The organism is Salmonella sp. SA14318, from assembly GCF_029866905.1.
Lineage (GTDB): Bacteria > Pseudomonadota > Gammaproteobacteria > Enterobacterales > Enterobacteriaceae > Salmonella > Salmonella enterica.
Map to the genome: position 1 here is coordinate 3,856,093 of NZ_CP123282.1, position 14,699 is coordinate 3,870,791.

Below are 14,699 nucleotides of genomic sequence, written 5' to 3' on the forward strand. Positions count from 1 at the left end.
CCCTCGAATATGGGAGGCACCACCATGCCATTTATGCAACAAGACCCGCGTCGTCTGGTCTGGCAGCAAAACGATCGCTATTTATGGATTGAACCCTGGGGCGAGAACAGCCTGCGCGTACGCAGCGGCCGTCATCTGCCGGTAATGAGAAATGAAGACTGGGCATTGACTGAGCCAGTCGCAGAAAGTCAGTGCCACATTGATTATGAGCACCACCAGGCAACGCTGACCAACGGCAAAATTATCGCTATCGTCAATCAAAAAGGACAAGTTACCTTTTACCGCCATCCACACAAACCCCTGTTGCAGGAGTTCTGGCGCCTGCGGGGCGAAATTGGCGAGGATGAATCATCTCACGGCCAGTACGTCAGCGCACTCAACCTTGAGGGACGCGAGTTCCGCCCTATTCAGGGTGGGAAATATTCACTGAAAGCCCGCTTCGAAGCCACCGAAGGGGAAAAAATTTATGGTATGGGGCAGTATCAACAGGCCAACCTGGATCTCAAAGGATGCGTGCTTGAGCTGGCGCAACGTAACTCCCAGGCCTCAGTACCGTTTATGCTCTCCAGTCTGGGCTACGGATTTTTATGGAACAACCCGGCAGTCGGACGCGTAACCTTTGCCCAAAACGTTACCGAATGGGAAGCGCAGGTCAGCGAACAGTTAGACTACTGGATCACGGCTGGCGATACCCCGGCAGAAATTAGCCGGGCTTACGCGCTGGCTACCGGCACGCCGCCGATGATGCCGGACTACGCCATGGGCTTCTGGCAGTGCAAACTCCGTTATCGTACACAGGAAGAACTGCTGGAGGTCGCCCGCGAATATAAGCGCCGCAATCTGCCTATCTCAGTGATCGTAATCGACTTCTTTCACTGGCCGAATCAGGGTGACTGGATGTTCGATGCGCGCGACTGGCCCGATCCTGATGCCATGATTGCCGAGCTGAAATCGCTGGGAATTGAGCTGATGGTCTCCGTCTGGCCGACGGTGGATAACCGTACCGAAAGCTATCGGGAGATGCGCGAAAACGGCTGGCTGGTACAAACGGAACGTGGCTTGCCGATCAATATGGATTTCCTCGGCAATACCACTTACTTTGATGCGACTCATCCGGGCGCGCGCGACTACGTCTGGGGCAAAGCCAAACGCAACTATTACGATAAAGGCGTGAAGTTATTCTGGTTAGATGAAGCCGAACCTGAGTTCAGCGTTTACGACTACGACAACTATCGCTACCATGCCGGGCCGGTACTGGAAGTGGGCAATATCTACCCACGTATGTACGCTAAAACCTTTTTTGACGGCATGAAAGCCGATGGCGAAGACCAGGTTATCAACCTGCTACGCTGCGCCTGGGCCGGCAGTCAGAAGTTCGGCGCACTGGTCTGGTCAGGTGATATTCACTCCTCGTTTAGATCGCTACGCAACCAGTTTGCCGCCGGACTCAATATGGGAATCGCGGGGATACCGTGGTGGACGACGGATATCGGCGGTTTTCATGGCGGTAATATTCACGACCCGAAATTCCATGAATTGCTGATTCGCTGGTTCCAGTGGGGCGTCTTTAGCCCGGTGATGCGTCTGCACGGCAACCGCGATCCGCAGATTTTACCCGCACAACCATACCGGGATGGTATCGCCCAGTGCCCTACAGGTGCGCCGAACGAGGTCTGGAGCTACGGTGAGGAAGTATGCGAGGTACTGACAGGTTGCCTGGCGTTGCGAGAAAAACTCAAGCCCTATATCAAAGCGCTGATGGAGGAAACCCATAAGCACAATACGCCAGTGATGCGCCCCCTGTTCTTTGAATTCCCCGAACAGGAAACAAGTTGGGCAATCACCGACCAGTATTGTTTTGGTCCTGACCTGCTGATCGCCCCCGTCATGCATGAAGGTATGCGCGAACGTGATATCTGGCTACCGGAAGGGGAAACATGGACGGATCTTGCGACCGGTGAAAGCTATTCAGGAGGGCAGACGCTGCAGTACGCTACGCCACTGAACATAATTCCGGTGTTTATCCGCGAAGGTGGGCAGTACCGTAGCCTACTGAACTTGTAGAATGATTCCGGCTGCGGGCTAGTTCCGCAGCCGGAAGTATTACGGTAGGTACGTCTACTGTAGCTTAAACAATGCCGAGTAGTCCGCATTGCAAATACGCTGCACCGCCGGATGCTGGATCATTCTCTCGGCAAAAATCGCATGATATTCTTCCATGACATTCTCCACGCGCCCAATCTCTATTACCGACTCATCGGCATAAAAATCCAGTGAATAAAGGCTCGGCGCCACAAAAATCGCATCGTGCGTCGCGCCAAACGCCTTCATTAAGGCCGCGTCATCAAATTCACCGAGGATCTCAACCTGCAACCCCTGCGAATTAAACCAGTTCAACAACTTACGCCCCAGCATCGAGCGCCGTCCCGGCACCAGCAACCGTCGCTCTTCCAGGCAGGCAGGGAACGCTTTTTCAGGAAGCGGATTCGTACACCAGAAACTGACGCTGCATTCGCCGATTTTGACTGAGAATAGCCCCTCCTGCTGCGTGGAATCTATCGGGCAGTCGGAGATAATCATATCCAGCTTGTGCTGGCTGAGCTGTTCGAGCAACATTTCGTGCGTGGACTCGAAGCAACGCAGATGTATGGGCTCATCCACCACCACCGCCGCATCCAGAACGCTGCTGACCAGACGCTTGGATAAAGCATCGGCGACGCCGACATCAAACAACAGGTTTGATTCTTTGCGGTAATTGACGATATCCAGCATCTCCTGGCTTAGCGTAAACATTTTATCCGCATAGCGAAAAACCAGCTCGCCCAGTTCGCTGGGTTCAAGACCGCGTCCCTTACGTTTAAATAGCTTCCCCTGTAAACGCTCTTCCAGGGCTTTAATTTGACCAGTAATGGTTTGCGGCGTCAGAAAAAGCGCCTCTGCGGCACCCACGACAGAACCTTCTTTATAGACATGCCAGAAGTAATAAAGATGGTTGTAGTTAATATGAGACATGCTCATTCCTCTCCCTGTTCAATGTCGCAAGGGAGCGATACATCGCTCCCCCTTTCCTTCGTACTGATTATGCCGGCGCGTTCAAACGCGCGCGCAACCAGCTATACCCCACCACTGCGGAGAGCAATGAACCAATCAAAATGCCCAATTTCGCCCAGTTAATAAGTTCCGGATCGACATTGCCAAATGCCAGGCTGGCGATAAAGATGGACATCGTAAAGCCAATGCCACACAAAATGCCGACCGCCATGATTTGCTGATAAGTGGTCCCTTGCGGCAGATGCGCCAGCTTGAAACGCAGCGCCAGCCAGCAAAACAGGCTAATCCCCAGCGGCTTACCAATCAGCAGACCGGCAATAATTCCCAACGGCAGCATGGAGGTCAGACCGTCAATCGTGACGCCCTGAAGAGAAACGCCGGCATTCGCAAAAGCGAAGAGCGGCAGGATCAGGTACGCGACCCATGGGTGCAGAACATGCTCCAGACGCTTGGCCGGCGAGCGTCCGTGTTTTTCTTTCAGCGGAATAAAGAAGCCGACAATGACGCCTGCCAGCGTCGCGTGAACGCCGGACTTCAGTACCGCCGTCCACAGCACTGCCCCGACCAGAATATATACCCCTGTCCGTCTGACGCCGCACAGGTTCAGCAGCGCCAGCACGGCAATCGCGAACGCCGCCACGCCCAGCGAGACGATAGAAAGATCGCTGGTATAAAACAGTGCGATAATAACGATGGCGCCGAGATCATCGATGATCGCCAGCGCCATCAGGAATATTTTCAGCGCCAGCGGAACCCGGCTGCCCAACAGCGCCAGCACGCCCAGCGCAAAGGCGATATCCGTCGCGGCAGGAATAGCCCAGCCCTCGCGAGTGACCGGATCGGAGTAGTTAAAGGCCAGATAGAGCAATGCCGGTACAATCATCCCGCCGATGGCGGCAATCACCGGAAAAGCAGCCTGGCGCAGACTGGCTAACGAGCCTTGCATCAGTTCGCGCTTAACTTCCAGGCCAATCAACAGGAAAAACACGGCCATCAGCGCATCGTTGATCCACAACAGCATGTTTTTGTTGATCTCAAGCGCCCCAACCCGTAGCTGAACCGGCGTCTCCAGAAAATCATGATACCATCCACTGGTCGCGCCCATATTGGCCATCAGCATAGCCAGCGCAGCGGCGATGATGAGAATGATGCCCCCAGAGGCATCGCTGCTAAAAAATCGGTGCAGATGTTTCACTTTTTATTCTCTCAATCAGGTGAATTCTTCGAATCTACTATCTTACCTCGCCTGACTCATCGTTAAAATTAGATTATATATGATGAATAGCTCGTTTTTTACGAAATGAAGTCCGACTTACGCCGGACTTTTTTAGTGCAGTCAGTCATTGATGATAGACCGCTACGCGTACAGATCCATTTTATACACCCGGAAACTGGTAATATCGTAGCGATAGCCTTCCCCGTTCGTTTCCGCGTTTTTGTAGTAACCTGACGTCATGGTCGCTTCAAAAAGCACGGTTTTCTCCGTAGGCGCAATCTCCTGTGAAATTAGCAGCCCCATAGCCTCACTGCCCGCCTGCGGATCGATAATATCGCTCTCGCCAGGCTGGCAAGAGATGGCGCGGCCATAAACGGATTAAGAATAATCAGCGCATTTTGTACTGTATTACTTTCTGTAATCTGGCTGAGGCTGTGCTCATAAATCGCCGTATGGTTGAGCACCATCGCATTTTGCTTATCAATCCTCTGATTGACGGCAAGACACGGGGTAGGAAGCGTATTCTTTTGATGTTTGAACGGCCCCATGATCTCTCCAGTATATCGTTGTCGTTCCTTGCTGGAACAACGAAATAGATACGCTGGAGAGGGTTGTACTGATAATCAAAAGCCATCGACTCAGCTCTATCACACGGCATGCGATGCGTTATCCGACCTTACGGGATTGATTATATTCATACTTCAGATAATCCAGCGTTGCCGTCACATTTGCCGGTGACAGACGATTAAGCTGCGCCAAAAAAGGATGCGCATACAGATAATTAATGAACGCCGTCGCGCCTTGTAACGTAGCATAACGTTGCTGGGTAATTTTTTTATTACCGGTGAGATTACACACCGCCATAGCATAATCGCGGGTAGAAAAAGTACGCCAGACATTGTTACGGATACCGCCGCTTAAAAACAGGCGTGGCGGAATATCTTTTTGCAGCGGCGTCGTACCGCGTTCTTTGACAAATGAAATATGGCAACGGCCCTGATGGACATGCGGCATATTCGCCATCATGCATCCCCCCAGAATAAAGCATTCATGATCGAGGTAATGCTGAACGTTTAAGGAGCGTTCGTCCGTTAGCATCCGCACCAGTTCAAAATGGCGGTAGGCAGGCAACACCGGCTTTACGATCATTCCGGAGTCATTCTTATATAACGAGGCCGGACCGTAATCGATATCAAATAAAGTTTCGCGGCGCGCTGTAATCGCTTCCTTACGTTGCACCATATGCGCCAGCGTTCCCGGAGGTAGCCGTTCTTCATAATACGACTGATACTGCCAGGCTTTATCCAGCGGCTGTGCTGAATAATTTGACGAAATCGCCACCACCCTTCCGCTTTGTTCTTCTGCCGTCACCAGAACATACAGGCTGCTGTCTCCACCGTTATAGTTCACCCGGAAAGCGCGGGTGCTGAGTGCGATATCGAAGGCCGGAAACTGCTGGCATCGCTCGGCAAGGTTTGCATTACGGGATAGTTTAAACAGCGCCCGGTTAAGGCCTGTGCTGTCTAATTTCAGCTGTGAGCGGATCCCGGCAAGCGACGTCCCTTCCTCAATTAGGGTTGCCAGCTCGTCCTGTCGGCAATCGCTTTTTGCCTTTTCGGGGACGATGAACGTTTTCCGACACTGACTACACGCCATGCGGTGTTCGCCCTGAGTCGAGAAGCCGTATTTCTTTAATGAGGTGCTGCCGCAGGCAGGACACTGTTTGACCAGGCCTTTCCATCCCCGGTTTACCGTGTGGCGAAAAAGATTTAACGCCCCAGCGGAAATAACAGGAAACAGGAAACCACATTCCCGACAAAGAACATCTTTTCCCTGGCGGACATAATCCGGACTGTTCAACACGCCCAGATTTTTACATCCCGGCGTTTTACAGCAGTCCACATTAATATTGGCAAACATGCGTTCCTCCTTGAGCATTACTTAAAAAAAACAGACCGGATCTCCGCCGGTGACAGGTTATTTACGTAAAGGGTTTTCATCGCTTTCATCATTGGCGCGGTATGAGAGAAAAAGCACTGATAGCCGGCACAAAGATAGTTTTGCTTCATCGGTCCGCAAGCCGAAGGCAAAAAGCGGTGTTTAGGGCAACCGCCATAACAGGCGAATTGCCACGGGCAGGTATGGCATTCCTGCGCCATCGTGCGGCTTTTATCGAGACCAAACTGCTGGTTTTGCGCGCTATTATTCATCTGACGCAGCGGCGTGTCGTTAATATTGCCGAGCTTATATTGCGGGTAAACGAAATGATCGCAGTTATACACATCGCCATTCATTTCCATTGCAAAAGCGCTACCGCAAACGGGCGCAAAAACGCAAACCTGAGGGGGGAGTCCACACCATGCCGCCAGCGTTTGTTCAAAGAGTTGAATGCCGATATCACCAATATCTTCGCGGATCCAGATATCAAAAATGGCATTCAGGAACTTTCCAAACTGTAATCCGTCCACTGACCAGGGGGTTACTGCGGTTTGCTCGTCCTGCGGATGCGCCAGCATTCCGTCTTTATTTGCCGCTCTTTCCACTAGCGGAATAAACTGCATATAGCGGCTGCCGATAGATTTCAGATACGCATAAACCCGCTGCGGGTGCAGCATATTGCTCTGACTCACCACCGTGAGAGTATTAAATTCAACGCCATGACTCGCCAGGCATTTTATCGCCTGTTCAACTTTATGATGGGTAGGTTGCCCTGCGCGAGTTACTCGCCATTCGTCGTGCAGCGCCGCATCGCCATCAATCGAAATACCAACCAGAAAGTCATGCGCCCTGAAGAATCTCGCCCATTCATCATCAATCAGAATGCCATTGGTCTGAAAAGTATTAACGATGGCTTTTCCATTAGCATAACGTTGCTGGAGCGCTACAGCCTGGCGGTAAAATGGCAGCCCCATCAGCGTCGGTTCCCCACCCTGCCACGCAAAAATCACTTCATCCACGTCCTGCGCCGCAATATGCTGTTGCACAAACAACGCCAGCGTTTCTTCCGTCATCTTGTAATGGTTTTTTCTATCGGGATAGAGCATTTCCTTTTCCAGATAGAAGCAATATTTACAATCAAGATTACACACCGACCCGGTCGGTTTGATCATTACCTGACAGCTTTTCCGTTGCATATTTTCCGTATCCCTAAAATAAAAGAACCTGACTCAGCACGAGGGCGCTGAATCAGGCGGGCAGAGCCCTAAGTGGCATACTTAATTTTTTATAATTATCCTTTTAGCCCCAGGTCACCGGCGTTGGTTTGTCGCCACGGGCTTTCATTAACGAGTCGTTATCGATGTCCTGTTTCATTTTCAGGAACTTGCCATACAGCTGTTTTTCAATTTCAGGCTGTTTGCCAATTTGGTTCAGCGTTTCGAACCGATCTTTTTTCAGGTTATAGAGGTATTTAGGTTTATTTTCACGATCGATGATCATTTTCCAGTCACCGTCGCGGATCGCCCATTCATCGGTCGGATCATCCTGGAACGGCATATCAATACCGAAGATCAGCGGCTTATTACGTTTTAACGTTTTCTGCTCCAACAGCGGAACCAGCGATTGCCCGTCGTATGTACGATCAGTAGGCAGTTTGAAATCCATCATGTTCGCCAGCGTCGGCATCCAGTCCAGACCATACACAGGCGTATCGGTAACGACGCCCTGTGGAATGTGTTTACCGTATTTGATAATTGCCGGAACGCGAATACCGCCTTCCCACAGGTTATCTTTACGTCCGCGCAGACCGTCAGTCTCGCCTGCGAGGTTCAGCTCGTAGACTTTACGCGCTTCACGCGTCACCGGGCCGTTATCACTGGTGAAGATGACAATGGTATTATCTTCTTCCCCCATCGCTTTAATTTTATCCAGTACTTTACCGACTTGCGCATCCATATAGCTGATATTGGCGTAATATTCACCGGTACCGCGCCACGGTTTATCCGCCCAGTCGCCGTAGAACAGATCGGGATGCTGCTTCTGGTATTCGCTCATGTATTGTGAATACATATCGAGGTATTTTTTCGGCGAGGCCAGTGGGCTGTGAACTTCCGTAAAGGCAACGTATAAGAAGAACGGTTTGTCGTCTTTCTTGTTATCTAGCCAGTTCACCACTTCAGAACTGACAAATTCGCCGCTGATGCTATCGGCACGATCAATATGTTTGCCGTTACGCATCCAGCCGGTTGGGTGGACGACGCCGTAACGCGGGCGCTCTTTGGCATTATCCAGCGTAGCATCGGTCACAAAGCCAGCCGGGTTCACCAGCGAGTAATCAAAACCTAACTCTTTCGGCTGCGGCTGATCGGTACGATCGCCCCCGGCGTTGAGATGCAGTTTACCCATCATCGCGGTATCGTAACCCTGCTGTTTCAGCAGATTGGCTATGGTCAATTCGTTACGTCCAATAGAAACATTAGTACCTTCAGGGATCCAGGAGCGTACACCGGTGCGGAAGGGCATACGGCCTGTTAACATCCCGGCGCGGGAAGGAGAACACAAAGGAGCCGGCGCATAGTATTCAGTGAATTTGACCCCTTCTTTCGCCAGGCGGTCAATATTCGGGGTTTTCACTATCTGGTGACCGTAAGTCGCCAAATCACCATAGCCAAGATCATCTGCCACAATAAAAACTAAGTTCGGGCGTTTTTCGGCAGCCGCGTGCACGACAGATAACGTACTTGTCGCACAAAGCGCCAGTCCAATCATGCTGGCAATGACTGTTTTTTTCATTTCAACTCCTTTGATTTTATTTAAAATGAATATCCGACCATATAAATCATCTGGTCTCCATATCCGTCATAACCTAGTTTGTTCGCGAAATAACGATATGTCACAGTAGCTTTCCAGCGGGGATAAAATTTCCATGCCAGTGTTAATCCACCATTTAATCCATTTCGACCGAATTGCTGCTCCGTATAAGCGTCATTTCTATCTAGTTCGATTTCATTCCAGTCAGATAAAACAAAATCTTCACCAAATAAATTAAAATTATAGGCTGCAGTCCAGCCAATAACATAGCCATTCCAGCCGCTTGTCTGCCCATATTTCTGCGAGACATAATCACCAGATTGATTATGCAGACCAATATAGGGTTTGAAGAACCCCCAACTCCCGCTCCAACCTAAATACCCCGCTCCATAAAACATATCGAGGTCATCGCCCCATGAGTTATCCCATTGACCATATATCTTACCGAAGAAAGTATAATCTGAATCAAAGAGTCGTACATGAGTCATGGCAGAAACAGTATGATTTCTTCCAGCAACAGCGTGATTTAACACGTTGCTTTCAATAAATGAATAGAATTCTGCCTCTTTGAAATTGACACCAAAGTCAGCAGTTACTTTCCACACCTCCCCACGATGTACATTGACGAATCCACTATTCCAGTCAGCATAACCGGCATTAATTGATCCAAATGAATTCTTATATTCCAGTGCATGTACAGAATGGCTAAAAACAGTAGATATTGTAAGTAAGAGACTAAATAATACTGTTCGCTTTATCAGAGACATTGAATATATTTCCCATAGTTATATTTTATTCATCAATGAATATGTTTTACTCCGGTGTCGAAGTTTAACCAAATCTAGTTATAGAATAGTGATATAAATCTCACATCACGCAGGATAAAAGTATTTAAAAATAATGTGTCGAGAAATGTTTTTTTATAAAAAATAACTCAATGTTTATTATTAAATCAGCACTTCATCTTTTTAGGTCATACCGCAGATTTAGTGTTGTACTAAGCTTTACCTTTTGGATAACTGATAGCAAAGATTGATGTGATTTGCCCCGCTGTTCCGTAACGCAGGGGGTGATCCGAAACGGTCATTTCCCCCTCAGGAGTGCAACTCTATCGCTGTAAGCAATACCTGAAAACCTGCCAGCACAGCCATCACAACAACGGTGCCCTCCATCACACCATTATTGATATGACGATGATTACCTGCTCGGCGATGTTCTGAGTATGTATCCTTTTACTAACGACGTAATGAACGTGGAAATTAGCGGTAAAGATCTGAAGGCGATGATGTCTCAGGCAGCCGATCCGAAGAACGGCATGCTGCATGTGTCGAAAACGGCCAAATTCAAACACTACAACACAAAACCGCTGGGACAGCGTATTGTCGAATTTGATATCAAAGGTAAACAGGTCGCAGACAAGATATTCAGTACCGTCGCGCTGACTCCTTTATCGGTAAAGGCCGTGGCGGATTTGACTTCACGAAAGGTAAAAATGTCAAAGACATTAAAGGGCTGTAAACCTCGCAGGCAATTGCTGATTATATGGAACATATCAATAACATCGTTCCGGATCACACCATGCGTGTTGACGACATCAGTAAATAAAACAACTCTCATGCGGTCGTTACCCGGTGGCGGCAGATTGATATTATCTTCGCGGAAACGGTAATTACCGTTGTCAAAAACCAGAAACTCCACGATACCCGGTTCGCTGCTTTCAACTCAGACACCAGGATAAAGGCTTAACGGCGCGGTGCCATAAGGATTAAGGTAATAACGGCATGTGTATATGTATTGTCATCACGAATTTGGTCGAGGAGCTGTTGGTATATGGCGTTATGGTTTTGCACCATCGCGTTATCGGTATCAATTTTCTGATTCATCGGCGCTCTTGGTGCAGGCATGGCGAGTGAGGACTGTTGGTTTACGTACATAATGCTCTCCAGACTATACGTTATGAGACTTCTGCAATGCAGAGGCAATTTCTCTGCCCGTCCAACGTAATATTCCGAAGATGTTCAGCATAGTTATCATGTATAACGCAATAACAAAAAAAATCATAAAAATATTTTATATCGCCATCAGCTCATAAAATTTCATCCTGAGAAAGCAAGCCATCATCGAATATTTATTTAGTTCTTTTTATCTATATCCTATAGCATCCATAAGACCGACCAACAGGCCGAAATAAACGTTATACCAGGTAACATAAATTACCATTCAAGCACATAAAAAATGCTTAACCTAAAATCATAGCAACACTTAATAAAATTAAAAACAAACAGCAGAAAAATATTATTTTTATGTCCTTTTTTGTAACTAACCGCATTTTCAAATTAATGAATCACAACAGACAATTCTCATCAACTGAATAAAAAATAATGATATACATATTATGTATCGCTCAAAAACATGGTTTGATAATCCTTAAACGACGCGTTATATGTATACCTCATTAAATATTGATAAAACAGAATCAACATGCTTATAGAAAGAACACAAAAACAATAACATTTATTTCACTTAAACAATTTAGCCAATTTAATGACAGTTGATTTTTCAGGCCTGTCGCCCCAACCTATCCTTGCTCATAGCATAGCGGACACGTTGCAACGATGCTGACTATACGGAACAAGTGGGATGTCATAGCCTGAAAGCACAAATGGAGTAATCATGAGACAGCATAAAATAAATAATGAGTTTATTTACAATGAATCATTAAGGGAAATCACGTCCTTGCGCAGCAATGCAGCACTCAAAATGACATTTATGCGGGCCCGGTGCCTGAGCTATTTAATAGAAAACGCACATCAGGAATTGATTATCCGTGAAGGTGTCGCGTACGCAGTTTGGGGAGAGCGAAGTCAATTTGTTAGCGATGCTAATTTGACGCAACTTCTTTATCTGCTGCGACGAGATTTACAACAAATCGGGCTTTTCGAACTGTTCGTTACGCTCCCCAGACAGGGGATAAAAATCGATGAAAGATTTATCATTGACGCTGCTGACATACCGCCACAAGCTATTCAATATCATACTCACGGATGTAATAAAATTATATCCATTGGTATTCCCACTCTTTTTTTATTGATCGTGCTTTTCTTTTTAGCACCGTTTATCTGAAGATAAAGTCTGTAGACCGTGTCCCGGGAAGGTGAGAACATTTTTCATAATATCCTCACACGACACTGACGGGACACCATCTGCGGTCTGCTACGCGGTTCAGTCATAGACAATGCGTAGCACTGTTAATTGCTTATCTTCATCCAAATAATCTCGTTTTACCGTTGCATGAGGAGACGATATCGGCGTGATAATATTCTCGACAATAATATAACGTTCAACTCCCTCTTTATTATGGCATTGAATTTCTAAGGTTCCCACGTCATTCCAGCAGCCTGCCTCAACAACCGATCCCATAAAATGAATCTGAGCGGTCGGTTTCGCTGTCCCTTCATGAACGATAAAGGAAAGTAAAATCACCGGTATGACGCAACGCATAGACTTCATTTTACTTTCACTCCTGTGCGTTCTCCTCTGAGCGAATATCACCCCTTCGCTTTCTGAATCGCCATTTGCAACATATCCTGAGTCGTGCTTCCCGGGATCACGGTCACCCGTTTTACATCACCGTTTTGCGTCTGAGGCATGACGACAAAAGCAGGCGTGCCGCTAAAGTCCATATGCTGCGCCAGTGCCTGGTTAGTGAGGAGCGCATCATGTACTGCACCGCTGCTTTGCGCTTCTTTTACGGCGGCCAACTGCGTCGGCGTTAGATAATGTTGCGCCAGGGTGTAGACATCGTGTTCCGTTAACGCGCCTTCCACCTTCCCTGTGGCATAAAGCGCATTATGCCAGTCGAGATATTTTGCCCCGCCCTGGGTAAGCCATACCTGTTCGCCGACTCTGGCCGCCAGTCCGGATACTGGCCAGCGGGAGGAAAAAATAGGAAACTCTTTGAAAATAAACCGGGTATCCGGGTTCGCCTTAATCAGGTTTTCGACCACAGGCGCCATTTTGCTACACCACGAGCACTGGTAATCAAAGAACATCACCACCGCCGCTTTTGCCTCGTTTGGTCCAACGGAAGGACTGCTGCTACTGAGCAACTCAGCACGATACTGTAATGCCAGTTGAACATACGCCTGTTGTTGCGCAATCTGCTGACGCTGATGCAACGTCTCGCTGGCGGCGACCAAAAATTCCGGATGTTCGGCCAAATACGTTGCCACCACCTCTCCCACTTTATCCGGATGACTGACGATGTAGGCTTCCGCCGTCGGGCCAATTTGCGACGTCGGGGCAGAATCGGCGGCGATTGCCGAGGCGGATACGGCAACGCCTGCCAACGTCAACATCGCCAGTCGGGAAAGTTTTAACGCGTGATAATACATAATAAAAGTCTCGTTCGATAAGATCGGAAAGCCTCCCGCTATCGGGAGACGCCTGAAAAATAGGTTAATGAATACGCGTCAGATCCACGGTTTGCGCTGGCATTACCCGCCCATAGTCATTAATACTTTGCCAGCGCACAGTGCAGCGAACCGTGTGCCGGCACCAGTCCGTTTGACGCGTTGCAAAGGGAGCCACAACCCCGGCGTTGTCCTGGGCGCGCTCGTTAGCGCGTAATAAAAAGAGCGTAACGTAATAGGGTGTCGGATTGCGTACCGTCGCGCCATCGGGGGTAAGCGACCAGATCAGATGCCGGTAGGCCTGCTGCGGATTGCCGGCGAGTCCCTCAGGGCGATAGAGCAATTTTAAAGCCGAACGAAACGCCATTTGTACACGGTTCGCTTCCGGTTTACCGGAGGGAATAGCGGCGATACTCAAGGTAAACAGACTTTCCCTGTCGGCGGGTAGCGGTCCGCCGGTATAAACCACCCGCATTGAGTTTTCCTGGCGCGCTGAAAGCATAAATAATGGCGGCGTGACCACGAAGGGCGTGATATTCCCTTCGTTTTTGGTTCCAGGCCAGCGGCCACCAGGTAAAATATGCGTATCAATTAACCAGGACGCTTCTGAATGGTTACTTACCGGTACGCTTAATGCCGGGGCGCCCGCATGATAGATAAAGCGAGTACCGCCAATTACCACGCCAGCCTGCGCCCATGATATGGGAAGCAAGCACCAATATATCGCGCAGCGTAAAAAGAACTTATTCATAGGCAAGAATGAAGGTTGCGGAGGCATTGGCGTCCCCGGGCGTTACCGCGCCGCCATCGGCAAGATAACGCGCATAAAATTGCAGATGTGCCGACGCCTGGCCCGAACTGAGCGTCACCACATCACTCTCCTGCCCCAGTGGGATTAAGGTTTTATTTTGATCATAAAGCGCAATCCCAATGCCTGAAGCGTCGCTTTCCCCTGCGGTAAGCGCCAATAAATCCGTATTACGACTGTCCGCCGCACCGCTAAAACTGACCGTTACGCCGCTGGCAGTGCTGCCGCAGTTCTGTAAATCGATAGCAAAAGGTTGCCATGCGGAACCGTCGCCTGCGCGATAAAACTGCCGTTGAGAAACCGCGCCCATCGCCACGTTAATATTTTCCGAGCCAGGAGAGAGCGAACACGTATTGTCCGTGATGGTTCCGGAAACATAGACCCGGCCATCGTGCGCCTGGACGCCGGATGCCGCCAGCAGCATCCCGATGCCGTACAGGATATCGTTACGCATAATTACGAT

Annotated in this window: 14 protein-coding genes and 2 pseudogenes; 3 read left to right on the forward strand and 13 right to left on the reverse strand. The window is 49.0% G+C overall.

Going from position 1 to position 14,699, the window contains the following annotated elements:
- Positions 1-24 precede the first annotated feature (24 nt).
- A complete protein-coding gene (locus QEN32_RS18410; RefSeq protein WP_079802270.1) occupies positions 25-2,064 on the forward strand; it encodes a glycoside hydrolase family 31 protein in 2,040 nt (679 codons plus the stop codon).
- 54 nt (positions 2,065-2,118) lie between these two features.
- Here the strand turns inward: QEN32_RS18410 and nhaR are convergent, their stop codons facing one another.
- The 8 genes and pseudogenes from nhaR to QEN32_RS18450 all read right to left on the reverse strand — a co-directional run bounded on the left by nhaR (position 2,119) and on the right by QEN32_RS18450 (position 9,783).
- Entirely contained in the window at positions 2,119-3,018 is a 900-nt protein-coding gene (gene nhaR / locus QEN32_RS18415) for a transcriptional activator NhaR (protein ID WP_000062872.1), read from the reverse strand.
- Between the two features lie 61 nt (positions 3,019-3,079).
- The gene (gene nhaA / locus QEN32_RS18420; RefSeq protein ID WP_000681340.1) at positions 3,080-4,246 is read right to left on the reverse strand and encodes a Na+/H+ antiporter NhaA; all 1,167 of its coding nucleotides are present in this window, start codon (positions 4,244-4,246) and stop codon (positions 3,080-3,082) included.
- A gap of 162 nt (positions 4,247-4,408) precedes the next feature.
- Positions 4,409-4,636, reverse strand: a pseudogene (locus tag QEN32_RS18425) (arylsulfatase); the annotation flags it as partial.
- Positions 4,558-4,815, reverse strand: a complete 258-nt coding sequence (locus tag QEN32_RS18430; RefSeq protein WP_043985883.1) for a hypothetical protein — start codon at positions 4,813-4,815, stop codon at positions 4,558-4,560. The gene QEN32_RS18430 and the pseudogene QEN32_RS18425, both read right to left, overlap by 79 nt.
- A gap of 118 nt (positions 4,816-4,933) precedes the next feature.
- Positions 4,934-6,187 carry a hypothetical protein gene (locus tag QEN32_RS18435; RefSeq protein WP_000457885.1) on the reverse strand — a complete coding sequence of 418 codons (1,254 nt, stop codon included), beginning with the start codon at positions 6,185-6,187 and terminating at the stop codon, positions 4,934-4,936.
- Between the two features lie 17 nt (positions 6,188-6,204).
- Positions 6,205-7,401, reverse strand: coding sequence for an anaerobic sulfatase maturase (locus QEN32_RS18440; protein WP_001189145.1), 1,197 nt, complete (start codon positions 7,399-7,401; stop codon positions 6,205-6,207).
- A 103-nt stretch (positions 7,402-7,504) separates the two neighbouring features.
- Positions 7,505-8,998: a sulfatase-like hydrolase/transferase gene (locus QEN32_RS18445; protein WP_000754366.1), complete on the reverse strand. Its 1,494-nt coding sequence runs from the start codon at positions 8,996-8,998 to the stop codon at positions 7,505-7,507.
- Positions 8,999-9,018: 20 nt separating this feature from the next.
- Positions 9,019-9,783, reverse strand: a complete 765-nt coding sequence (locus QEN32_RS18450; RefSeq protein ID WP_000052612.1) for an outer membrane protein OmpK — start codon at positions 9,781-9,783, stop codon at positions 9,019-9,021.
- A 440-nt stretch (positions 9,784-10,223) separates the two neighbouring features.
- On the opposite strand from QEN32_RS18450, the pseudogene QEN32_RS18455 reads away from it, so the two are divergent.
- A pseudogene (locus tag QEN32_RS18455) lies at positions 10,224-10,621 on the forward strand (5'-nucleotidase C-terminal domain-containing protein); the annotation flags it as partial.
- Positions 10,622-10,758: 137 nt separating this feature from the next.
- Here QEN32_RS18455 and QEN32_RS18460 read toward each other — a convergent pair.
- On the reverse strand, positions 10,759-10,950 hold the full coding sequence (locus tag QEN32_RS18460) for a hypothetical protein (protein WP_012218477.1): 192 nt from the start codon (positions 10,948-10,950) through the stop codon (positions 10,759-10,761).
- Between the two features lie 739 nt (positions 10,951-11,689).
- Here QEN32_RS18460 and QEN32_RS18465 point away from each other — a divergent pair.
- A complete protein-coding gene (locus tag QEN32_RS18465; RefSeq protein WP_023252921.1) occupies positions 11,690-12,139 on the forward strand; it encodes a transcriptional regulator in 450 nt (149 codons plus the stop codon).
- 99 nt (positions 12,140-12,238) lie between these two features.
- Here QEN32_RS18465 and QEN32_RS18470 read toward each other — a convergent pair whose 3' ends face one another.
- From QEN32_RS18470 to QEN32_RS18485, 4 genes are all read right to left on the reverse strand, one after another.
- On the reverse strand, positions 12,239-12,526 hold the full coding sequence (locus tag QEN32_RS18470; RefSeq protein WP_000839833.1) for a hypothetical protein: 288 nt from the start codon (positions 12,524-12,526) through the stop codon (positions 12,239-12,241).
- Between the two features lie 38 nt (positions 12,527-12,564).
- Positions 12,565-13,410 carry a DsbA family protein gene (locus QEN32_RS18475; protein ID WP_000291393.1) on the reverse strand — a complete coding sequence of 282 codons (846 nt, stop codon included), beginning with the start codon at positions 13,408-13,410 and terminating at the stop codon, positions 12,565-12,567.
- Between the two features lie 64 nt (positions 13,411-13,474).
- The gene (gene bcfG / locus QEN32_RS18480; RefSeq protein WP_001135034.1) at positions 13,475-14,206 is read right to left on the reverse strand and encodes a fimbrial chaperone BcfG; all 732 of its coding nucleotides are present in this window, start codon (positions 14,204-14,206) and stop codon (positions 13,475-13,477) included.
- Positions 14,172-14,690 carry a fimbrial protein BcfF gene (locus tag QEN32_RS18485; RefSeq protein ID WP_020898357.1) on the reverse strand — a complete coding sequence of 173 codons (519 nt, stop codon included), beginning with the start codon at positions 14,688-14,690 and terminating at the stop codon, positions 14,172-14,174. Before QEN32_RS18485 ends, bcfG begins: the two co-directional genes overlap by 35 nt.
- Positions 14,691-14,699: the final 9 nt, after the last annotated feature.